Origin of the sequence: Paraburkholderia fungorum (assembly GCF_046027605.1) — a bacterium.
Taxonomy (GTDB): domain Bacteria; phylum Pseudomonadota; class Gammaproteobacteria; order Burkholderiales; family Burkholderiaceae; genus Paraburkholderia; species Paraburkholderia fungorum_F.
The window spans coordinates 259,236-281,246 of the sequence record NZ_JAQQEF010000004.1; the positions used below are offsets into that span (position 1 = coordinate 259,236).

The following is a 22,011-nucleotide window of genomic DNA, read 5'->3' on the forward strand; positions in this document are numbered from 1 at the left end:
GGTGCTGTGAACGGGACGCTCAGCCAGGCCAACGCTTATTCCAGGAACACACAACATATGGACAATTCGCTGCTTTCCATGCCGGCGGTGACGGCCCGTGAACTCATCGGACGCCGCGAGCTTTCCCCGGTCGAACTGCTCGACGCCTGTATCGCTCAGATCGAGGCGATCAACCCGGCCGTCAACGCCGTGGCGGCGACCTGCTTCGAGCGCGCGCGCGACGAAGCGCGGCGCGCGGAGTCGGCCGTTGCACGCGGCGAGCCACTCGGCCCGCTGCATGGGTTGCCGCTCGGTGTCAAGGATCTGGAGGAAACGGCAGGCCTTTTGACCACCTACGGTTCGCCGCTTTTTCGCGCCAACGTGCCGGCACGCGACAACGCCTTCGTGGCTCACCTGCGCGCCGCGGGCGCTATCGTGACCGCCAAGACCAACACACCCGAGATGGGCGCGGGGGCAAACACGCGCAATGGGGTCTGGGGCGCTACCGGCAATCCGTTCAATCCGTTGTTGAACGCGGGCGGCTCTTCAGGCGGCTCGGCCGTTGCGCTCGCCACCAATATGCTGCCGCTCTGCACTGGAACGGATACGGGCGGCTCGCTGCGGATTCCCGCGGCGCTTTGCGGCGTGGTCGGATTTCGGCCCTCGCCGGGCCTCGTGCCGATCGACCGCAAGGTGCTCGGCTGGACGCCGATCGACGTGAGTGGTCCGATGGCGCGCAACGTCGCGGACACCCGGCTGCTGCTGGCCGCCCAGGCCGGCTTACATTACAACGATCCGCTCGGGTATCCGATCGCCGGGTCGGCATTCGGGCATGGCGCACCGCTCGACGTCAGCAAGCTGCGTATCGGCTATACGGAGGACTTCGGCGTGTGCGCTGTCGACAATGCGACGCGCGCGACCTTCCGCGCGAAGATGGTGGCGCTCGCAGCCTACGTCAACTCATGCGAGCCGGTGGATCTCGACATGGGCGAGGCCGACCGCACTTTCGACGTGATCCGCGCGCAGAACTTTCTCGCCAGTTTCAGGGAGACCTACGAGCGCGACCCATCTCTGCTCGGCCCGAACACGCGCGCCAATTACGAAATGGCGCAGGCGATGTCGCTTCGCGACGCAGTGTGGGCGCATGCGGAGCAGACCAGGATTTTCCGCCGTTTCCAGACGAAGTTCGACGACTACGACCTGATAGTCTCGCCCACCTCGTCGATCTCACCGTTTCCCTGGTCCCAGTGGCATCTCGCCGAGGTCAACGGCCACCCGCTCGACAATTATTACCGCTGGGTCGCGCTCACCTACGTCGTCACGCTGCTAACGAACCCGGCCCTGTCGCTACCTTGTGGTACCGATCATGCGGGCATGCCGTTCGGCCTGCAACTGGTCGGTCCGTTTCGCGGCGACGCGCGGCTGCTTGACATGGCCGAGTCGCTTGAAACCGCGCTGCGCAATGACGCGGTACTGAACCGTCCGCTCCCCGATCTTCGCGCGCTCTCGTCTACGGTAAGCGAACTCAAGTCGATCGTGACCGATCCGCCCGCGACGACGTTGACGGGCGACTAGGTATGCCGGGCTGGTGCGCGCGCGTTTTTTGATGTTTACGCTGGCGGGCGCCTCTAAATGAGCATCCAACAGGTGTTGCGCCGAGGGTGTCGAGCGATGCCCCGGTTCTCGCCAAACCAGATTTCGCACTTCGCGCACAGTTACGAATGTAATCGAGTCCGGGCAATTTGCAATAAGTGGGCAACCGGCTGGCATCAAGCTCCATCATAAGTTCAATCTTGTGTGGAGAAGGCGAAATGCAGTCGTCGACCTTACTCCTGTCACCACAACCACAAAGAGCGTCGACTGATTGGTCTGAAAGACGGGCGTCAATGGAACGCAAAGCGGGCTCGGCCCCGCTTTACGAGCAGCTAGCCGCGAACTTGCATGGGTTGATCCTCAAAAGCGTGTACCTGGAAGGGGAGCGCATCCCTTCCGTCAGGCAAGCGAGCCAACATCACGGAGTCAGCGTCACGACCGTCTTGAAAGCGTACCTGTTACTCGAGAGTAGGGGGTGATTGAGAGTCGACCGCAATCGGGCTACTTCGTGCGTTCGCGTTCGGGTAGCGTAGTCGAAAATATCCCCGAAGCCCGCGAGGCATCGGTTTCGAGTGATGCAGATGGAAGTCGACTCGTCCTTTCGATCTTACGCTCGATTCAGTCGAGAGATGCGGCGCCACTCGGGTCGCCATATCCGGATCAGTCGCAATTCCCACGGCAGAAGATTAACCACTATGCTCATGCTATAAGCCGGCGACAAGCCGAGTGGGATATCGCAGACGACTTACCGCCAGGCAATCTCTTACTGATCCGCGAGATCGCCAAGCGGTACATGGAACATGGAATGGCAGTCGATCCCGCTGAGATCGTTGTTACGGTCGGCGCGACGGAAGCGCTAAACCTCTGTTTGCAATCTGTTGCGAAACCAGGCGACGCTATCGCAATCGAGTCTCCGGCGCATTATGTGATGTTGCACGCAATTGAGCGCATGGGCATGCGTGCGGTCGAAATACCGACCGACCCGACGACTGGCATCAACCTGGTGGAACTCGAACGGGCAATCGACGCCCATAACGTACGGGCGTGCCTGGTGATGTCGAACTTTCAGAATCCATTAGGATTTCAGATGAGCAACGCCAGAAAGCGCGCGTTGGTCGACCTGATTTCGAGCCGGGATTTACCGGTCATCGAAAACGATGTGTATAACGAATTGTACTTTGGTGATGTTCATCCGACCGCTTTGAAAACATACGACACCAAAGGACTGGTACTGCACTGCTCGTCATTCTCCAAGACCCTGAGTTCGGCCGTCCGAGTAGGCTGGACTATAGCTGGACGATATCGTTCCGAGGTCGAGAGGCTGAAATTCATCTGCATGCATCCCACCTCGTCGGTTTCCCATATGGCAATCACCGAGTATCTGCGCAACGATGGCTACGACCACCATCTGCGGAGGGTCAGGCGACTGTACCAGCAACAGGCAAAAATCATGGCCTATGCGGTCGAGCGCTTTTTCCCGGTCGGGACACGGGTCTCGACACCTATGGGCGGGTACGTTCTTTGGGTCGAACTACCGGGCGAGGTGGATTCAACTGCTCTTTATCGTACAGCCCTCGAACACGGCATCACAGTCGCCCCGGGGCGTCTTTTCTCCATTTCCAGGAAGTACCGGAATTGTATTCGCCTGAATTATAGCTATCCATGGACCCCGCGCATGGAGCGGGTGGTCCAGACGCTAGGCCAGTTGGCTTACGGGAGCATGGTGCAAAGATCATAGAGGGCGACGAAGGTATTTGGTTTCTTGCGAGAGCGGCCATGTTTCATTCTTCAGGACCGACGCCACGCGGCGCCCGTAGCAAGCAGGACCTGCACGTCCGTTTGCCTGGCTTGGTGAATGGTCCAGATCCGGGGCGAATACGCGGACACCGCAGCGTCAGTCGCACGGCCCGACTGCGACGAACCATCTACCACACGATCCGGGCGGCGCCCCGCTGCCGGCATTCGAGCCAGGGGCGCACCTTGAGGTTATCGTGCCAGCCGCCGACGGTTCCCAGGATCACGTGCGCCACTATTCGCTATGCAACAGTTCCGCTGAAACTCATCGGTATGTAATTGCAGTCGGCCGGGTGGACAACAGCCGGGGCGGGTCGGTGGCGATGCATGAACGGGTGCGCGTCGGATCAAGAGTCGGTGTGAAGACGCCCCGGAACAACTTTCCGTTGGTTCGTGACGCGCAGCGTTACAGGTTTGTCGCGGCGGGCATCGGCATAACGCCAATCCTGTCGATGATCCGGTGGTGCGAGTCAAATCAGAAGGACTGGACGTTGCTCTACTACGCCCGGAGTCGCCTGCGTGCTTCGTTCTATGAAACGTTGCGTGCCTACGTGCCGCGGGTGCGCTTTCATTTCGACGACGAGGCGAGCGGGGCTTACCCTGATCTCAGGCAAGAGTTGGGTGGCATGTGCGAAGGAGAGCATGTCTATTGCTGTGGCCCGCAGCCATTGATGCACGCCGTCCAGACCGCATGTGAAAAGCGGCCGACGGGGAGCGTGCATTTCGAATGGTTTTCGCCCGCCAACGAAACCATCGGCGACGTCGCGTTGGCGAATCAGGCTTTTGAGGTTGTGCTGCGCTCGACCGGCCGCCGGTTGACCGTGACTCCAGACAGAACCATTCTCGAGACGCTGGAGCAGGGTGGGGTGAGCATGCCTTTTGCGTGTCGTGAGGGATTGTGCGGCAGTTGTGAGACGGGTCTGTGCGACGGCGAGGCGGATCATCGTGACTATGTGCTTTCGGAGATTGATCGCCGAGCACGGAAGTCGCTCATGATTTGCGTTTCGCGCGCATTGTCCGACGTGCTCGTGCTGGATATTTAGCTAAGTAATTGCGTTGCCCTAGGCAACGCGGTCTTGAGACGCGTTATTCCCGAGGCTGGTCCTCGCGGTCGATCTCTCCGGCAGCCTGTTCCCAGAACTGCACATCCCGGCCCTCCGGCGTGCCCGCCCGCTCCCACACCTCACGGGCGCGGCGCAGTATCCGGGCTTCTCTCTCTGAAGTCGGCTCGCGTTCTTCAACCGTTGCACCCGCCTCATCGAGACGGACGCTCGTCACGTCATATCCGTCCGCCAGCTGGTGCCACACCGTGACCTTGTTCATCTGTTCGAACTGACCGATCGCCGTGGAGATCGCCTCTGCCTTGGTGCCCTGGGCGACCGAAATGCGCATCAGCTCGCTGTGATGCGGATGACCGCGGTGGTCAGTGAATGTCTTATGAAAAATGACTTCATACGGACGTCGCTGGGAAGGACTACCGCCCACATCAGACAGGGAAATGACGCCTACCAGTTGCCGATTCCCACGGTCGAGGACCGCCAGACGATGTACATGATTCTGGTTCATGATGGTAGCGGCCTGTTCGATCCGATCATCCTCGAAGCAGAAAAGCACCTCGGCGGACATCGCTTCGCGCACAGTCATCTGACTGACGTCTCGGGCGTCCGCGACACCACGCATCGCAATATCGCGGTCTGTCAGCATTCCGATCACACGCGTGTCCTGGCACACCGGCAACGCGCCAATGTTATCCCTCTTCAGCTTGCGGGCTGCAGTGTCGAGCGTTTCCCCCGCCTGAACGCGGACCGGCTCTTTCATCATTTCTTTGACTAACATAACGTTGCTCCTGGTACGTGTGCCCTGAGAGGGTACGCCCGCGCAACGCGGTTAGCGCTAGATCTCAGGCCTCACGAATGCGATTCTGTTCACCCGGAGACACCAAACTCCAGGGTAGCCCATCGTTCAGGCTACGCCACAGCGGACGCAGATGCGGTCCGATAGCGTACAGAGATGCATAGGCCGGCCCGAATCAGCGTCGTTTACTGAGTTGCGACTGGCGCGCACTTTCGCGGCCGAGACGCTTCTTCGTCCCGGCGGTAAGTCGTGGCGCGTTTTCGCCTGGTCTGGTCCACGCGAGACAGAACCGTGCCGGCCACGTTTGCCACCTGTGACGAAGGCCCTACCTGAATCCGAAATAGCCGAGTACGAACAGAACGATAACCACGGCTCCTACAAGCCAGATGATGTTGTTCATGACACTCTCCCTAAGTTCGCCCCCCTTCATCGGCCGCGCGACGCGTCGGTCGCGACCAAATGGCAAAAGTCTCGCGGCATCTGACGTTCTGTCATTAGAAGGGCGTGCTATGTTGCGCCGGTCCCCGACTGTCGCAAATGCTTGCCGCGCGAGAACGAACCGAAAATCACCGGTGCGCACAGTTGGTAGCCTTACGTTCTCACGACTGAAGGGGTACGTCTGTACGGTGGCGGCGAGCGACTTCGACCCGAAGCATCAGATCGCAGTTGCGGGGCTATCTGGTCGTATGTCCGGCAAGCGCGGCAAGAACAGAGTGGGACCATCACCCGTTTGCTGTGGCGAACGGAGCAACCCATCGATCTGCGACGTGTCAAAGCTAGCCAGAACGCACATTGCAGGCCGGCGGCCGAACCATCAATAGCCCGGTTCGAGCGTCGCCATGAACGTCCGGGGCATCCCGAGGTACGCCGTGTTCGCGCCAGGAGCGGTCCGTTGCAATCAATTTGTGATCGGCCGCCCTGAGGAGACAAGCCGCCTTGAACACGGCAACGCTAGCGATTCACGGACACCGTAAATTGAAATGTCATTCCCGAGCCGATATTGCGGGACGCCCACATCCGCCCGCCGTGAGCCTCGATGATCGAACGACAGATGGAAAGTCCCATACCCATACCCTCTGGCTTGGTTGTATAAAACGCGCTGAAAAGCCGGTCCAGACCTTCGGGCTCCGTGCCGATACCGACGTCGTGTACGGTCACGAGCACCTGGTCGGATTCGCGCTGTTCGGTTCGGATGGTTAGCACACGCGCACGATCGGTGATTGGCGCCATGGCCTGAATACCGTTGATTGCGAGATTGGTGATCACCTGCTGAAGCTGGATCCGGTCGCCACGCGCCGGGGGCAATTTCGGCGCGAGCTGCAGTTGCACCGTCACTCGATGGCTGAGCGCCTCCTGCTTTACGAGAGCGACCGCTTCGTCGATGACCTTGTTGATGTCGAGTGGCATCACCTTCGGATCTGCGCTCCTGGCAAGATCGCGAACACTCCGGATCACTTCGCTCGCACGATTGGCTTCTTTGGCAATGTGACTCACGCAGGCGTGCACCTCGCCTACGTCCGGGACTTCGCGGGTCAGCCAGCGTAGGCCTGCTGCGGCGCTAGCTCCAACGGCAGCGAGGGTTTCGGAGTTCGGTTCGACGCGTTTGGGCATGGCCTGACATCTCGATTCCGTGTTTACGCGGAAATCGTCGATGTCAGTGGAACGCAAGGGATCTGTAGAGAGCAAAAAACCCCGTAAGACGTCGATCTTACGGGGTTTCTCGAACTACACCGGCTTACGCCGGAACAACCGTTGGTGCCAGGAGAGGACTCGAATATGACATGTAGTAGATTGATTATTAAAGAATAAATTTCTATTTGTGTGCGCAATATACGTATCTGTATACGCAAAAATGCGGGGAGGACGGCAGGGGACGCACACGGCCCCTGTTTCATGCTGCGCTGCCGACATTTTGCAGGCCGGCTTCGCGCCGGCCTGCAAAATGGACCGGCCTCGCCACGCCATAACCCTGCGCGTAGTCCACACCCAACTCACGCAGGTGCGTCAACGCCTCATCGCTATCCACCCATTCGGCAACGGTCTTCATGCCCATGGCCTGGGCGATGCGCTGGATCGCCTCGATCACAACCATATTGATCGGATCATCGAACATCTCGCGCACGAAGCCGCCGTCGATCTTGATGTACTCAGCCGGCAAGTGCTTGAGATAGGCAAATGACGACATGCCCGCGCCGAAATCATCCAGCGCGAAGCGGCAGCCCATCGCCTGCAGTTGGCGGATGAATGAAGTCGCCTGGGTCAGGTTGCTGATTGCCGCGGTCTCGGTAATCTCGAAGCAGACGATATCGAGCGGGATGCCGTGATGCGCCGCGCGCTCGCGGATATGCTCGGACAACTGATCGTCGGACAGCGAAGCGGCAGAAAGATTGAGTCCGCAGACTGCGATATCCGCTTGATTCGCGCGGCGCAAGCGCCCAAGCTCGGCAAAGCCCGCATCGATCACCCAGCGGTCCAGAGTGGGCATCAGGTTGTAGCGCTCGCACGCAGGGATGAAGGCCATCGGTGGCACCAGCTGGCCCTGTTCGTCCACCATGCGCAGCAGCAACTCGATATGCCGGCCTGTTCCGCTGTCGGCCTGCAAGGGCACTACCTGCTGGGCATGCAGCGCGAAACGTCCGTCTGCCAGTGCCGCGTGCGTACGGCTGACCCACTCCATTTCGTCGTGGAGGACACGTACGGCGTCGTCGTGCGGCTGATACACCTGCACGCGGTTGCGTCCCCGCTGCTTGGCCAGATAACAGGCGGCATCGGCCGCGCTCAACGCCTCGGCCACGTGCGACACGTCCGCGTCGAGGCGGATCATGCCGATACTCGCGCCCAGCGCGAAGCTGCGCGTGCGGTGCACGAAGCGAAAGCGTGCAATCGCCTCGCGCAGCGAATCCGCTACGCATTCGCCATCTTCGGTGGTGCAGTCCTCCAGCAACACGCCGAATTCGTCGCCGCCGAGGCGCGCAAGCATGTCGGACTTGCGCAACTCCGCTGTCATGACGGACACCAGTTGCTGAATCAGTTCGTCGCCCACTGCATGCCCGCATGTATCGTTGACCACCTTGAACTGGTCGAGATCGAGGTACATCAGGACATGTGTGCAGTTTTCAGACTGCCCGCGTTGCATGGCGTCGGCCAGACGCCGTTCGAACTCGATGCGATTGATGAGGCCGGTCAGCGCGTCGTGGGTCGCATCGTGCGCGAGGCGAGCGGCATGCTCCCGCTCGCGCGCCTGCTCTGCGCGCAGCAGCGCCTCTGCACACTTTTGCTCGGTAATATCGGTCAGCGAGCCCGCCATGCGTTGCGCGAGACCGACGGTGTCGCGCACCATGCGTCCACGCGAGCGAACCCATAAGTAGGTGTTGGTCCTGGTGCGCAGGCGAAACTCGGCATCGAAGGGCAGGCTGTCCTGCAGATGCCCGTGGAGCTTCAACTCGAGGGAAGCGAAATCGTCCGGGTGGATGAGCGCGAGCAGGGTGGCGAACGATTGGGGCAACTCACACTCGTGATAGCCCAGCATCTGTGCGCAGCGCGCCGAAAAATAGAATGCATTGCTGCGCACGTCCCAATCCCACAGCCCATCGTTACTGCCGCTGATAGCGAGCGTGAGCCGTTCCTCGCTGTGCGACAGTGCCTGTCTGAGATTCAGTTCCAGGCGCATGCCGCGCACGGCGAGAAATATCCCCGCGGCCAATAACAGGATTGAGGCGACGTCAATGCCCGGTATCAGCAGGTCACGCACCAGACGCGAGACTTCGCCGAGCGAATAGGAAAAAGCCTCTTCGAGCCGCGTGAGGCGGGCATTGGATTCCCGAATCTGAAGCATCAAGTGCGCAATGTTCGCCGCGCCGTGGTCGCCGCCGCGCGTCGCGGCATGCAATTGCTCCGCGAGGTCGCTGAGTAACTTCACCTCGGCGTCCGCCTGGGTCCAGACCGTGATGGCATGTTCGAGCGGCGGCAGGCGGCGAAAATCCAGAACGAGGCGGATCATGCCTGGAATATCGTCCGGATGGTTGCCGCCGGCGATCAGGCCGGCGGCGGCCTTGTCCAGGTCGGGTTGCGCGCGCAGCAGTTCGATTCTGGCAACGCGATCGCCAAGGGGTACGGCGATGGCACGCTGATAGGCGAGGAACTCATCTTCATTGTGGGTCTCGCCATAGCGGATCAAATGGAGCACCGCGTCCTTTTGCCCCTTACTCCACAGGCTTTCTCCACCCACATAGGCGCGAACGGACGAGAGCAGATCGATGCTCAGGCTGCTGGCCAGCATCAACGCGAACACAATCGGGATGAAAGGCCCGACCACGCGCAAGGCCTGTTTGCTTAGGGCCGAAGATTGGCGCTCACTCCGCATCTCAGTCTCCGGGCCGGTTCGGCGAACTTAGCGGGTCTGTCCGCGCGTTTTTTCTTGCCGAAAAGAATAGCGCAGGCGTCGCGCTTTCCGCCCTCCCAAAACGGGGGGGCACTTGACCATCACGCAGTGGTTGTCGCGCAAATCGGGCCGCTCTTGCGAGCTGACCTCGATGTTCAGCGCTGCAGAGCCTGCCATTGCGCCGCGCCCCTAGAAAAGGAAGGGGCGGCCCGACAGGACGTTGCCTATGATGGCCTGGTGCCGACTCGTTCGAACGGCGTGAATACCACGTCAATCGGGAACGTATGACGTGCGCCTGCCGCAGCCATCGCTCGCCTACGTTGCTGCTCGCAAGGCTCGCATCCGGATGAAGCAAATCAGAAGAATCTTGGGGACAAGCATGAAAGAGATGAATTCTATTAGTCTGGTTCACCGCTTCCTGCAATGGGAGCAGTCTCAGCCAGACGCTGTCTACTTTACTCAGCCGCATCCTGATGGAACGGTGGTGGACTATAGCTGGAAGGAAGTCGGCGACCAGGCGAGGCGCATGGCTGCATATCTGCGCTCGCTTGCGTTGCCTGCGAAGAGCCACATCGCGATTCTCGGGAAAAACAGCGCGCACTGGATCATGGCCGATCTTGCGATCTGGCTGGCGGGGCATGTGTCCGTGCCGTTATATCCCACCATCAGCGCCGACTCCGCGCGCTATATCTTCGAGCACTGCAATACCCGCCTGCTGTTTGCCGGCAGGATCGATGGTGCGCCGCAACGCTGGGATGAGATTCGCTCGGGCGCGTCGGCACAGTTGCCGATCGTCGCTTTGCCGATGGCCCAGATCGGGGGCGTACCGCACTGGGACGAGATCATGGCCAATGTGAAACCGTTGCAGGACGTGAGCTTGCCTCAGCCCGACGAGCTAGCGACCATCATGTACACGTCAGGTAGCACTGGAAAGCCCAAAGGCGTCATGCACAGCTTTCGCAACATGATCACGTATGCGTTGGAATCCGGCCGCTTTTGCGGGTTTGGGACGGGCGACCGTTTGTTGTCCTACCTGCCATTGGCGCACGGCGCCGAACGGTGCTTCGTGGAGTCGAACTCGCTTTGCCACGGATGCCGCGTCTACTTCTCCGACAGTCTTGAGACGTTTGGGCGGGATTTGCAGCGTGCGCGGCCCACACTGTTCATCTCGATGCCGCGCCTGTGGACCAAGTTTTACATCGGCGCGTGCGCGAAGCTCCCGGCATGGAAGCAGAAACTGCTGTTCTCGCTGCCCATCGTCTCGGGCGCCATCAAGAAGAAGATCCTTGCGCTGCTGGGACTCGATGCCGTCAGGATTGCCTTCACCGGCTCCGCGCCGCTGCCAGTAGAAATCGTGAACTGGTATCGCAAGCTGGGCCTCGAACTGCTCGATGTATACGGCATGACGGAGAATTTTTCGTACTCGCACTACAGCCGGCCAGGGCAGGTTCGGCTCGGCTATAGCGGTCAGGCGCTCCCTGGCGTGACATGCCGCATCGCGGACAACGGCGAGATCCTGCTCCAAACACCCACTCAGATGCTCGGTTACTTCAAGGATCCGGAACTGACGGCGCAAACCACGACCGCGGACGGCTTTTTCATGACGGGCGATCGCGGCGAGATGGACGAGATCGGCCGCCTGAAGATTACCGGGCGGGTCAAGGAGCTCTTCAAGACCAGCAAGGGAAAATACGTCGCGCCGGTGCCGATCGAAAACTTGCTTAGCCACCCGAAGGTTGAAGCGGTGTGCGTGACGGGCCCTGGACATCCGCAGCCCTTCGTCCTCGCGATGCTTGCGCCCGATGCGAAGCGGCAAATGCAGGACCGTCACGCGCGCGAACCGCTGACGGCGGAACTTCAGAGCCTGCTCGATAGCGTGAACGCCATGCTCGAAGACCACGAGAAGCTGGGCTATATGGTGGTCGTCGCAGACAGTTGGTCGATCGACAATGGTTTCCTGACGCCGACCCTCAAGATCAGGCGTAGCATTATCGAGGATCGCTATCTGGCGAAGGCGCAGAAGTGGTCCAAGCTCGGTCAGACCATCGTGGTCGAGGCGAGCTAGCCAGCGCATCAGGGCCTCGTGCATCGGATGCGGGGTGCGCCGAAGCCGCAGGGCGCAGCGTGCCACTTCGGCGGTGTGCCGTGCGGTCGTGTCGGCGCTCAAGCAAGGTGATCATCGACAGGGAGCGTGATTCGTCATGATGCTCGACTCAACGGTTTCAGCGGTAGTCACCGGAGGCGCATCGGGCCTCGGCGCGGCCACCGCGCAGCGTCTCGCGTTGCGTGGCGTGCGTGTCGCGATTTTCGACGTCGACGCGGAGCGCGGCAATGCGCTCGCGCGCGAGATCGGCGGTGTGTTCTGCCGAGTCGATGTGACCGATGGCGCGCAAGTCGATGCAGGGTTTGCAAAGGCACGCGCCGCTCATGGCCAGGAACGTCTTCTGGTCAACTGCGCGGGTACGGGCGATGCAATCAAAACCGCAAGCCGCGACAAGACAACCGGCGAAGCGAAGCACTATCCGCTCGACAGGTTCGAGCGCACGATTCAGATCAACCTGATCGGCACGTTTCGCTGCATCGCGAAATCTGCCGCGGGCATGCTTGAATTAGTCCCGCTCGCCGATGGCGAGCGGGGGCTGATCGTCAATACGGCGTCGGTGGCGGCTGAGGACGGACAGATCGGTCAGGCAGCGTACAGTGCGTCCAAGGCCGGTATCGTGGGGATGACGTTGCCTATCGCGCGTGATCTCATGAACGACGGCATTCGCATCAACACGATCATGCCAGGGATTTTCGAAACGCCGCTGATGCGCAGTGCGCCTGACCACGTACAGCATGCACTCATGCAATCGGTGCCATTTCCCAAGCGGTTCGGCCGGCCCGAGGAATTCGCCGCGATGGTCGAGAGCATCGTGACCAACGTCTATTTCAATGGCGAGAGCGTGCGTCTCGATGGCGCGATCCGTATGACGCCGCGCTGATGCCGCGTTGTATGGGTTGACCAAACGATGTGCATTCGCATATCGAGCCATGCAGCGTTGGGGACGACAGGGATATAACGGCGATTCTCCCGGCACCAGGAGCGGGACGCTGAAAAACGGCGCTGACGGCTCGTTGACGATCTACGTGCAGCCGGTCGCCAGGCGCGGACAAGGCGGCTAACCGGCTGCCCGCCCCTAATGGCGAAGACTTCTCGCTCAGTTGCTGACGAAGGCTTCAGCAGAGTCGTCGAATCCGTCGATGTATTACTGGCTTCCTGCCGGGCCCGCGAGAGTCAATTCGTTCCTCACCGAACTGACGCCAGCCACATCCTGGGCGGCGTGCGTCGCCAGCTCGATTTGCGTCTGTTCCGGCACGGTGCCTTCCAGCATCACGGTGCCGTTTTTGGCCCGAACCGTGATGGCGGTTACGTTAAGTCCCTTGGTCTTGCTCAACGCACGCAGCACGTTCTTTTGCAACGCGCGATTGGCCGCCTTCGCGTTCGTAGCCGACGCGGCATAAACCGCCGGTGCGGCGGTCTCACCGTTGCTTTGCGCATAAGCGTTTAGCGACGCCATAACAACGAGCACGCCAGCGACGCGCCTGATTGCCTGAGTTGTCTTCATTTAATTCTCCTGTTGTCAAATTCCTGAAATTCCGAGCACACTCGCTCACCCCCGTTTTCGCACGGGTCGGGCGCTATCAACGGCACCGCCTGGTGGCGTCGCAAATAGCGCCAACGTCTGTTAGAAGCGATGCGCCATCCCTATTGCCACGATGGTCTGCGACGTGTCGATCCCGGTCACCGTCGTGCCCGGCCAGCTCATGGTCGCGCTTCCGTGGTTCTTCATGTATCCCGCGCGCATGTAAATCTCTGTGCGCTTGGACAGGTTGTGGTCGATGCCGATCTGGATGCCAGGCGTATTGTCGTGCACGCCGCGCACGTTGCGCTCGATGCCAGCGATCTCGATGGTATCGGCGGGTGTCGCCTGAATCGTCGCGCCCAATTCAGCGACGCTGAACGAATGCGCCGCGCCAAGCGTGGCCGCCAACGACTTCGCCGGCGCGTCCTTCGAGCGGTTATACGCATAGTTGAACTGGAAGTTCACGATACCGATCCGATAGGCGAGTGCACCGGTGAAATGCTCCGTTCCCAACAGATTCAACGCAGACGGCAGCCCAGGGATAGTTTCCGTCCCCGGATGCTGATTCTGATAGGCCAGACCTGCGTAGAAACCGTAACCCGAATACGTCGCTGCAAGATCGAGTGTATTGCCCACTGTCTCCGGCACCGGCTGGGTCACCGTCGCAGTCAGGCCATACATCGCATAAAGCTTCAGTCCGCCTACCACAGGCGACTGGTAGACGATTGAATTACTGGTTCGAGCGGATGCGGTCTGTGTGGCCAGCGTTTTTCTATCGGCGGTCGCCGCAGCGGCTGCGAGCGGCGAGAGGGTTTCGTCGCCACGGTATGGGTCGGTCGGGAAAACGGCCCAAAAGGTCGGCGCATATTGGCGACCAAAGGTCAGCGATCCATATTTCTCGTCCGACAGCCCGACCCAAGCCTGACGATAGAATAGCGCCGTGCTGTCAACGAAGAATCCCCCGTTAGCGATATTGAAACCGCTCTCCACGTCGAAAATTGCGCGCAGACCGTTCCCCAGATCTTCTTTGCCATTGAGACCGAACCGGGAACCCGTGCTGCCACCGCTTTTTTCGGCAAACGAATGCGCGCCGCCATTGTTCTGATACTGTACAAACGTATCGGCCACTCCGTAGAGCGTCACACTTGATTGCGCTGCAGCACTGCCTGCAGCTAGGATCAATGTGGCACCACAAATACCCTGACTGATAAAACGCATGCATGTCTCCTCTTTGTGTTTGCCGTGTCTGACCGACACGGGGTGAAGCAAACTCAAGCAGATGCCGGCTGGCTGCACACACGCCGTTCGGCGATCCAGCCCCCCAATACGTCCAGACGAAAGTGATTCCTGTTAAATCGCGAACATCGCATTTAACGTAGCACTACATATTTTTTGCTTGAAATCTTGGTGCGGCTTGTGACCCCGGCAGCGCCGCTCATACGCTCACGGCCGTCGGCGCTGCCGGCGAGGTCATAGGCGTCAACACGCGCAGCACGGTCGCCGCCGCGATCGACGTTCGGACGGCTCAGTGAACCTTGTGCAACGCCGGGGCCTTCCAGCTGCAATCGAGTGCTGCGGGCTTCGGCCAGAATAGGCGCAATGCCATGATGAAAGGGCCGGCCGGTGCAGGTAGCCAGTTAGATTCCTTGTCTTCGCCAGGCGATGCATGCTGGACGTAGAGCGTCACGCCGCCGTCGGGATCGCGCTTCAACGCCGGCAACATGGGCGAATTGATCAAATAGCGATTGAGCCGGTTGGGGAACAGGAATCTCGATGGAGCCTCATACAACGTAAGCGACCAGAATGCGTTAACCGGTGGCAACTGGCCGGGCGCGAAGCGCAGCGCGTAGCGCTGCTGGGCGCCGTTCAGTCGTTGGCCGTCGGAGTCGATGAGATAGCCGGGATAAATGGCTTCCTCTTTCGAATTTCCATAGATGCCATCCACCGCTGCCAGCATGCGATAGAGGTAATGGTTCTGCAGGTAGGTCCGGTTTCCGAATACGTCGCCGCTCGTACGTTCGCCGGTGGCCATCTGCTTCTCCAGCGCATCGTAGTCGCGCCAGGCATCCGCGATGCCGTCCTCCATCGCGCGGCGAACTTCCGGGGCGAGCGCTTGTGCGTCGAAGGGCTGCGCCGCACCGATGCCCAGTTCGGCGAACCGTGCCAGCAGCGCTTCTTCGGATGCATGCGGTGGGCAAAGCCCCAGCACGAAGTTCATGACGTTGAAAAAATCGAGCGACGTTCGTTCCTGTTCCCTCGTGAGAGGCTTGACGAAGCGCACGTCCGGCAGCGCGGTCGGAGCCGGCTTGCCGAGATACTGCGACAGCGTCTGTACCCGATAGCCGGCCTGCACGGTTTTTACGTTTTCGATGTCGGCTGGATTGAACAACTGTGTCCGATAGAACACGAAAGCGAAATCCGTTTCGGCGCGGATCACGGAATGGATGCCTTCCGGCTTCTCGCCCGTCCAGTGCGGACCGGCCAGCAGAAAACTGGCGGCGCCGTTGCCCGAGGTCCGGCTGCCGGCATAGGCGAAATTGAACGTGTACAGATCAATGAACTGGAGCGCGTAATAGCGGGCGCTTTCCACCTCCGGGACCGTGAGCACCAATGGCTCGGTGCGCAAGTCCGCGCCAAGGTGCGAATACGGCGTGTCCGAGTTCGGCGTCTGGATCGCCTGGTCATCCGGCGTGTAGACGCGCGCGATGTGGTGAACGCGATTCCACGCCCCTTTGTATTCCGGATGGTCACGGTCCACGAAGTACGAATACTGGATTCGATACGAGTCCACGAGCGGGAAGCCATAAATGTAGGCCTCTTTTGCGATGGCGCGCGCTGTCGCCGGCGTCAACGATCGGACATGCGACTCCGATGGCAGCGGCGGTGCGCTGCTTTCGTCAGCCGCAAGGGCGATGGATCCTGTATTCGAATGCGGTTTAATCATTGTGTCTTTACCTCGTTAGGAGGGCGTGGCCGGGCCGGATTGGTTAGCGGTAGCGCGTACGCGGGTACAGGGCGCGACGATCAATGCTTCAATCAGTTCACCGGCTGCGCGTCGGGGAAGCTCCAGCTGCCGTCCAGGATTGCTGGGCGTGGCCGGTAAAGCCGCACCATGTAGTTCCAGTCCGGCGTGATCGGCAGGCAATTGGGCGTCTTTCCATCGTAGCCACCGAACTGCACGCAGATCGAGCCATCTTTCTCTCTTTGCGCCGTGAGGTTATTGAGCGTGTAGGCGGCATGCGGATTCGGCTCGAAGTAGCCTGCAGCGTTATAGACGCTGATCGACCAGAAGCTATCGACCGGCACGTCCCGCACCGAAAGCCGGTAGCAGGTGGCGCCATCGTTGCGCGCCGGGTTGACCATCAGGTACATCGCATGTCGCTCGGGATTGCCGCCCCATGCGCTGGCCGCGCCGATCAGATGCCGCACCGGCGAGACCTCGTCGTGCGTGCCGAACATACCTCTCGAGTCGGGCAGTGTGTCGCCTAATGTCTGCAGGGCGAGGCGAACCTTCTTCTGACTCACCGGATCCCATTGCGGCACGTCGAAGTGGCCTGCTTCCTTTTGCTCGACCTCGATCGCGTCCTGCAACGCATGCACGCGGCGAACCTGATCGGCGTCTGTTGGGTCGATCAGTGTGCGCACGCCAATCAGCACATAGCGCGTGCCGATCTGTTCCCTCGAGAACGTATGGTCCCCAGCGTCGTACACGACAGTGCCGACGTACTGGTCTTCATTGATTGCGACCATCGACCTGAAACAGTCGCCCGCATCGGGCAACTTGACTGTCACGGGGCCGGCATCGAGATCGAATACCGCCGTTGAATAAAGCGTGTCGCGATTGACGCGTACGATGGTTTGCTGTTCGACCGGTGCCAGCGCGCGGCGATGAAAGAACCGGCCGAAACTGCCCTGTCGGACGGCCGTTGCAAAATAGAAATGTGACTCCGCACGCACGAAGTTGTCGGCGGTAACGGGCGCAAGAAAATGCTGGGACGTCATGATGAATGTTTTCCTTTTGCTGCGGGGCAAGCCGGTGGCGTAAAAAGAACGGGGTAGAGCGAGTCGCAGTGGGTTTGCGTTGTGCAGTTCACCGCAATCGGACCGTCGCAAGCATCGTCAAGCCGGCTCTGTGGCACGGGTGCGGCGCACCTGCGATGCACGCTCAGGGTGCAGGAAACACAGGCTGGCGAGCGCGCTGGCGATCAGTACAACGGCGCCGATCAGGAAGCCCGTTTCATAGCCGTGTGCGTCTGCGGTGCCATGCGCTTGAAGCAGCCGACCCATCACCGCTGGGGCAATCACGCCGGCGAGGCTCGACAGCGCGGTATGAATCGCGAAAATGGCCCCACGCTGCCCCGCCGGCACCAGTTCGGCGAGTATCGGCGAGGCCAGTGCGAAACAGACGGCGGGTGGGGCGCTGGCAAACGTGAACAGCAGTACTTTTTGCATCGGTGTGAGATCGAATGCGACCAATGCGAGGAACAGCGCGCCGCTGAGCAAAAAGCAAAAATTGATTAACTGGACGCGCGCCTTTCGGGTCGACGCTCCGCTCGTCAGGAGGCGTTGCGACAACCAGCACAGGCCGATCGTGGTCGGTGTGCTGCAGAGCACGACCATTGCGAACAGCCGGCCGGCCGTGATGCCGTTGAAGCCGAGCCCCTTTTCCAGGTAGGCGGGCAGCCAGGTCAGCACGAGGCCCAATGTCCAGTACGCTGCAAATCCCAGCAGGAAGACGAGCAATACGTAGGGGGAGCTCAGTATCGTGCGGTACGGCAGCCGCGCCGGTTTGGCTGTTGCGTGTCCATCGGCGCTGGTCACGCCGGGATATGACGCTGCGGCCTCCTGCAACTGTCCTTCCCGCCCGAAGCACAGCCAGAGAACGCTCCAGATCGCGCCGATGGCGGCCAGAATCAGAAAATTCATGCGCCAGCCCCAGCCGCGCGTGACAAGTGGAATCACGAGGCCGGCGACGATCACGCCCAAGGCGGCGCCCTGGTTGATCACCGCCACCGGCAGGCTGCGCTTGTGGTTGGGAAACCATTTGAATACCGCGTGCACCGACACAGGCGCAGCCGGTCCTTCCATCGCGCCGAGGATCACGCGGCAACTTAGAATCGGCAGCACGCCGGCGGCGAACGCGAGCGGCACTTGCAGCAATGACCAGGTCACGGCCATCGCCAGCAAGATCCAGCGCGTGGAGATGCGATTGGCGAGAAAGCCACCGGCGACCGCTGACACCGAAAAAAGCCAGAAGAAGCTGCCGGCGATCACGCCGAACGCGGCAGGTGACAGATTGAACTCGGCCATCAAGGGCACGGCCACCATCCCGAGCACGATCTTGTCGAGGAAGTTGATCAGCGAGAGACCCGTCAGCAGCAGGGCGATGGACCAGGCGGCTAGTGGTCGGTAGTCGGCAGAGGCAGTCAAGATAGGTCTCGGTGCGAGAAGGAAGGAGCCAGTGGCTTCGCTCGTTTGCAATGTGTCGCGGAACGGTTTCGCGGCATGGCGGGTTAGTCGAGCTGCGCCAACTGTTCAGGCCGGTTCGCGATGCTGCCGGGCGCCTGCGCGCCGGGCGTCAGACGTGCGAAATGGATTCGTCCAGCATAGGGAAACGCGCCGCGGTCCCGATAATGCTCGCTGACCTGGATGCGGCGGTCGCGTCCCACGTCGAGACCTTCTCCAGTCAGGCGCAGGATCGTGGGGGTCATCGCAAAGGCCGGGGTTACCGGGGTTTCGTTGAGCCTGAGATGGCCGATGCCGCGCCGGTCACCGGTTGCACGGTGCTCGAGCACCAGATGATTGACGCCTTGAGCCAGTACGATGTCGGTCAATTCCGTCAGGCTCGAGCCGCTGCGAAACGTGAAGTGCAATCGCGCGCCATCCACGAAGAAGGTGAAGCCCGCGAACGCGTTGCCGACAGCCACCAGGACGCCTTCCTCGGCGCCGCTGTACTCGAACCGGCATTCCAGCTCGAAATTCCGGTCGGCGATCAGAGGTGAGATGACGGTGCCCGGCACGGTGGACGTGTCGGGATAAAAGGTCCTGGCCTGACCGAGGCTCGCCTCGGCAAACGGCGGAACGCAAAGCCCACGACGACTGTCCCGGTTATCGAGCGGGTAGACGTAGTTGGCCTGCGCGTGCGCCTCGAACTCGGCGATGAGCGCCGCCAGCAGTTCGGGGTGGGATGAGGCGATGTCATCGCACTCGGTGGGATCGCTGGCGAGATCGAAGAGCATCCAGTTGTCCAGATCGATGCGCGTGCCGGGCGGCTGCAGCGAGACGATTTTCCAGTTGTCTCTGATATAGCCGCGATTGCCCTCCAGCTCGTAATGTTGCCGGTCCCGCCGCGAAACCTGATGCGGGTCGTCGAGCATGCCGGCGAAGGACTGACCGTTGAGTCCGCGCGTAGCATGACCGCGGAAGGTTGCGGGGTAGGGCGTATCAACCAGTTCCAGTAGCGTCGGCAGGGTATCGGTGACGTGAATCCACTGTGTTCGTATCGCGCCGCCGTCGAGAATGCCTTGCGGCCAGTGCGCGATGTAGGGCACGCGGATACCGCCGTTCATCGGCGTGCGCTTATAAAAGCGAAATGGCGTATTCGACGCGTTGGCCCATCCGACCGGATACGCCGCATACGATTCCATGCCGCCGAGCTTGCCGCTACGCATCATCTCGCTCGCCAGCCCGGCTGTCTCGGCGCCGGCCACGCGCTTCTCGAAGATGTTCGCCGACCCCTCCGGGCCTCCGATCGAAGAGGCGCCGTTATCTGAGGTAAGGATGATCAGCGTGTTATCGAACAGTCCGGCGTCTTTGAGAAAATCCGTGAGGCGGCCGACGTTCTGGTCGATGTTGTCGACCATCGCTGCATAGAGCTCCATATAGCTGGCATAGAGCGCCTGGGTCGGCTGATCGAGCGTATGCCAGTCCGCGATATTCGGCGAACGGCCGGACAAGCGCCAGTCTTGCGGAATCAGTCCGGCCTCGATCTGGCGCGCGTAACGCTCTTGCCGGACCGTGTCCCAGCCCTTCTCATACAGGCCGCTATAACGCTGGATATCGTCCTTCTTTGCGTGCAGTGGCACGTGGGGCGCGTTGTGCGCGAGGTACAGGAAGAACGGTTTGTCGGGGCTGCTGCTTTGATGAGACTTGAGCCAGCTGACAGCCTTGTCGGTCCAGTCATCACTGCAATAGTAGTCTTCCGGGTAGACGTCGGTATCGACGAAACTGTTGCCTTCGACCAATTGCCCCGGCGCAAAATAGTTGGTCTCCGCGGAGAGGAAGCCGTAAAACCGGTCGAATCCGCGCTGCAAAGGCCAGGAGTTTCGTGAGCCGGTTGGCGAGACGTTATGGTCGCCGGTGTTGTGCCATTTGCCGATCGCGTAGGTCGAAAATCCGCGCTCGCGCAGCAGTTCCGGAATGGTCGGCGCGTCCTCCGACATTTCACCCGCCATGTAGCCCGGATAGCCGGGGCTGCTGTGTGTCAGCCAGCCACAGCCAACCGAATGAGGGTTCTTGCCAGTCAGCAGCGCTGCACGCGCCGGCGTGCACATCGGAACCGTGGTGTAGTTTGTGAATCTCAGCCCGGCGCTGGCCAGCGCATCGATATTCGGCGTGCGGATTTCGCTGCCGTAGCAACCGAAATCCGAAAAGCCAAGATCGTCGAGCAAGATCACGATGACGTTCGGTGTGCCGTGCGGCGCGCGGCTGTGGGGCTTCCACCATGGTGTAGACTCCCGCAACGTTTTACCGATCCGGCCGAGATAGCCTGCGGCCGGGTCCGCCGTATGAAGGAAGGAGTCGGGAGGCAACGTTGTTTGCTCTGGCTTCATTTAATGTCTCTCGGGGGCACGTCTTGTCTGATCTCATTCATGTGCTGCACAGTGTGAGCGTGGTGCGCCGCAGCAATCTGTCGCAATGACGACACAATTCCCAGATTCCCCTTATCGCGCATTGGCGCGCAGCTTACTGGCCCGCTCGGATGACCTGCGCGGTGCGGCCAGTGAGACACTGGAGCGCTTCGTCGAAAACGGCAGGATTGCAAAGTACCTGGATGGAAACGTACTGGCCGTAGCCGGCGGTGAGATGGAGGCACTTGTCGTGGTGTTGAGCGGTTCGATCGAGGTCGGGCTGTCCACCGTTTCAGGCAAGCATTTCGTAATCGGGTATCTCGGGCCTGGACTGATCTTCGGGCTCATCCCCATTCTCGATGGCGGCGGCCCTGTCCATGACGCACGCTCGCATGGCGAGGCGGTGGCATTGCTCATTCCCAGGGCGGTGTTCGCGCAGGCGGTCCGGGAAGACCCGGGATTGGCACAGGCGCTCCTGCGGCTCTTTTGCAAGCGGTCTCGCGCGTTGTATGGCAGCGCCGCAGCAAGTGCTTTGGCACCTTTGCGAGTGCGGGTGGCGCGCGCGCTGCTGTCGCTGCTGCCGGTCCACGGGGTCCGGCACGGCGAGACGGTGTCCATTACGTTGAAGTTATCGCAGGAAGAGTTCGCCGCGTTGCTGGGCGCGTCGCGGCAATCCGTCAACCGTGAACTGAAGGCGCTCGAAAACGCAGGATTTATTTGCCTGGCGTATTCATCGATTCGCGTACTCGATTGTGGCGCGCTCAATGCCGTGGCCGGTATGGACGAGGATCCGGCACCCGTCAAATGACGGCAGCCTGGCGCCCCCGACTAAAGCGCGATTCGCATGGTGCCGCGTCGATGCCGCGTTGTCTGAGATTGACCCGGTGAAGCAATTTCGCATATCGAGTCTTGCAGCGCCTGGGGGCGTCGGCGA

General features: G+C 60.7%; 14 protein-coding genes and 1 pseudogene. 6 read left to right on the forward strand and 9 right to left on the reverse strand.

The window, feature by feature from the left end:
* The first annotated feature begins 57 nt into the window (after positions 1-57).
* The 3 genes and pseudogenes from PQR53_RS09790 (at position 58) to PQR53_RS09800 (ending at position 4,409) form a co-directional block, all read left to right on the forward strand.
* Complete coding sequence (locus tag PQR53_RS09790) at positions 58-1,554, forward strand: amidase (protein ID WP_408452695.1); 1,497 nt, start codon at positions 58-60, stop codon at positions 1,552-1,554.
* Positions 1,555-1,865: 311 nt separating this feature from the next.
* A pseudogene (locus PQR53_RS09795) lies at positions 1,866-3,310 on the forward strand (aminotransferase-like domain-containing protein).
* Positions 3,311-3,563: 253 nt separating this feature from the next.
* Positions 3,564-4,409 carry a PDR/VanB family oxidoreductase gene (locus PQR53_RS09800; protein WP_408452697.1) on the forward strand — a complete coding sequence of 282 codons (846 nt, stop codon included), beginning with the start codon at positions 3,564-3,566 and terminating at the stop codon, positions 4,407-4,409.
* Positions 4,410-4,452: 43 nt separating this feature from the next.
* Here PQR53_RS09800 and PQR53_RS09805 read toward each other — a convergent pair whose 3' ends face one another.
* The 3 genes from PQR53_RS09805 to PQR53_RS09815 form a co-directional block, all read right to left on the reverse strand.
* Positions 4,453-5,202 (reverse strand): CBS domain-containing protein, encoded by a 750-nt coding sequence (locus tag PQR53_RS09805; protein WP_408452698.1) that lies wholly within the window; start codon positions 5,200-5,202, stop codon positions 4,453-4,455.
* 969 nt (positions 5,203-6,171) lie between these two features.
* Positions 6,172-6,831, reverse strand: coding sequence for a sensor histidine kinase (locus PQR53_RS09810; protein ID WP_408452700.1), 660 nt, complete (start codon positions 6,829-6,831; stop codon positions 6,172-6,174).
* Positions 6,832-7,111: 280 nt separating this feature from the next.
* On the reverse strand, positions 7,112-9,583 hold the full coding sequence (locus PQR53_RS09815; protein ID WP_408226267.1) for an EAL domain-containing protein: 2,472 nt from the start codon (positions 9,581-9,583) through the stop codon (positions 7,112-7,114).
* 397 nt (positions 9,584-9,980) lie between these two features.
* Between PQR53_RS09815 and PQR53_RS09820 the strand changes: the two genes are divergently transcribed.
* Both PQR53_RS09820 and PQR53_RS09825 read left to right on the forward strand, forming a co-directional pair.
* Positions 9,981-11,666: an AMP-binding protein gene (locus PQR53_RS09820; protein ID WP_408226270.1), complete on the forward strand. Its 1,686-nt coding sequence runs from the start codon at positions 9,981-9,983 to the stop codon at positions 11,664-11,666.
* A gap of 136 nt (positions 11,667-11,802) precedes the next feature.
* Entirely contained in the window at positions 11,803-12,585 is a 783-nt protein-coding gene (locus PQR53_RS09825; RefSeq protein WP_408226273.1) for an SDR family NAD(P)-dependent oxidoreductase, read from the forward strand.
* A 264-nt stretch (positions 12,586-12,849) separates the two neighbouring features.
* On the opposite strand, the gene PQR53_RS09830 is transcribed toward PQR53_RS09825, so the two are convergent.
* The 6 genes from PQR53_RS09830 to PQR53_RS09855 form a co-directional block, all read right to left on the reverse strand.
* Positions 12,850-13,209, reverse strand: a complete 360-nt coding sequence (locus tag PQR53_RS09830) for a BON domain-containing protein (RefSeq protein WP_408452702.1) — start codon at positions 13,207-13,209, stop codon at positions 12,850-12,852.
* 120 nt (positions 13,210-13,329) lie between these two features.
* Complete coding sequence (locus PQR53_RS09835; RefSeq protein ID WP_408226279.1) at positions 13,330-14,445, reverse strand: porin; 1,116 nt, start codon at positions 14,443-14,445, stop codon at positions 13,330-13,332.
* A gap of 307 nt (positions 14,446-14,752) precedes the next feature.
* Positions 14,753-16,171 carry a DUF1254 domain-containing protein gene (locus PQR53_RS09840; protein WP_408406226.1) on the reverse strand — a complete coding sequence of 473 codons (1,419 nt, stop codon included), beginning with the start codon at positions 16,169-16,171 and terminating at the stop codon, positions 14,753-14,755.
* A gap of 92 nt (positions 16,172-16,263) precedes the next feature.
* Complete coding sequence (locus PQR53_RS09845) at positions 16,264-17,229, reverse strand: DUF1254 domain-containing protein (protein WP_408406224.1); 966 nt, start codon at positions 17,227-17,229, stop codon at positions 16,264-16,266.
* Positions 17,230-17,346: 117 nt separating this feature from the next.
* On the reverse strand, positions 17,347-18,657 hold the full coding sequence (locus tag PQR53_RS09850; RefSeq protein ID WP_408406222.1) for an MFS transporter: 1,311 nt from the start codon (positions 18,655-18,657) through the stop codon (positions 17,347-17,349).
* Between the two features lie 83 nt (positions 18,658-18,740).
* The gene (locus tag PQR53_RS09855; protein ID WP_408226291.1) at positions 18,741-21,059 is read right to left on the reverse strand and encodes an arylsulfatase; all 2,319 of its coding nucleotides are present in this window, start codon (positions 21,057-21,059) and stop codon (positions 18,741-18,743) included.
* Between the two features lie 85 nt (positions 21,060-21,144).
* Here PQR53_RS09855 and PQR53_RS09860 point away from each other — a divergent pair, with 85 nt between their 5' ends.
* Positions 21,145-21,885: a Crp/Fnr family transcriptional regulator gene (locus PQR53_RS09860; protein WP_408226294.1), complete on the forward strand. Its 741-nt coding sequence runs from the start codon at positions 21,145-21,147 to the stop codon at positions 21,883-21,885.
* Positions 21,886-22,011 lie beyond the last annotated feature (126 nt).

What these genes read in the sequence shown, in the direction of transcription:
- PQR53_RS09830 (WP_408452702.1), bottom strand. Translation starts at nt 13,209, where the DNA reads ATGAAGACAACTCAGGCAATCAGGCGCGTCGCTGGCGTGCTCGTTGTT.
- PQR53_RS09810 (WP_408452700.1), bottom strand. Translation starts at nt 6,831, where the DNA reads ATGCCCAAACGCGTCGAACCGAACTCCGAAACCCTCGCTGCCGTTGGA.
- PQR53_RS09825 (WP_408226273.1), top strand. Translation starts at nt 11,803, where the DNA reads ATGATGCTCGACTCAACGGTTTCAGCGGTAGTCACCGGAGGCGCATCG.
- PQR53_RS09860 (WP_408226294.1), top strand. Translation starts at nt 21,145, where the DNA reads ATGACGACACAATTCCCAGATTCCCCTTATCGCGCATTGGCGCGCAGC.
- PQR53_RS09845 (WP_408406224.1), bottom strand. Translation starts at nt 17,229, where the DNA reads ATGACGTCCCAGCATTTTCTTGCGCCCGTTACCGCCGACAACTTCGTG.
- PQR53_RS09840 (WP_408406226.1), bottom strand. Translation starts at nt 16,171, where the DNA reads ATGATTAAACCGCATTCGAATACAGGATCCATCGCCCTTGCGGCTGAC.
- PQR53_RS09855 (WP_408226291.1), bottom strand. Translation starts at nt 21,059, where the DNA reads ATGAAGCCAGAGCAAACAACGTTGCCTCCCGACTCCTTCCTTCATACG.
- PQR53_RS09805 (WP_408452698.1), bottom strand. Translation starts at nt 5,202, where the DNA reads ATGTTAGTCAAAGAAATGATGAAAGAGCCGGTCCGCGTTCAGGCGGGG.
- PQR53_RS09815 (WP_408226267.1), bottom strand. Translation starts at nt 9,583, where the DNA reads ATGCGGAGTGAGCGCCAATCTTCGGCCCTAAGCAAACAGGCCTTGCGC.
- PQR53_RS09820 (WP_408226270.1), top strand. Translation starts at nt 9,981, where the DNA reads ATGAAAGAGATGAATTCTATTAGTCTGGTTCACCGCTTCCTGCAATGG.
- PQR53_RS09790 (WP_408452695.1), top strand. Translation starts at nt 58, where the DNA reads ATGGACAATTCGCTGCTTTCCATGCCGGCGGTGACGGCCCGTGAACTC.
- PQR53_RS09835 (WP_408226279.1), bottom strand. Translation starts at nt 14,445, where the DNA reads ATGCGTTTTATCAGTCAGGGTATTTGTGGTGCCACATTGATCCTAGCT.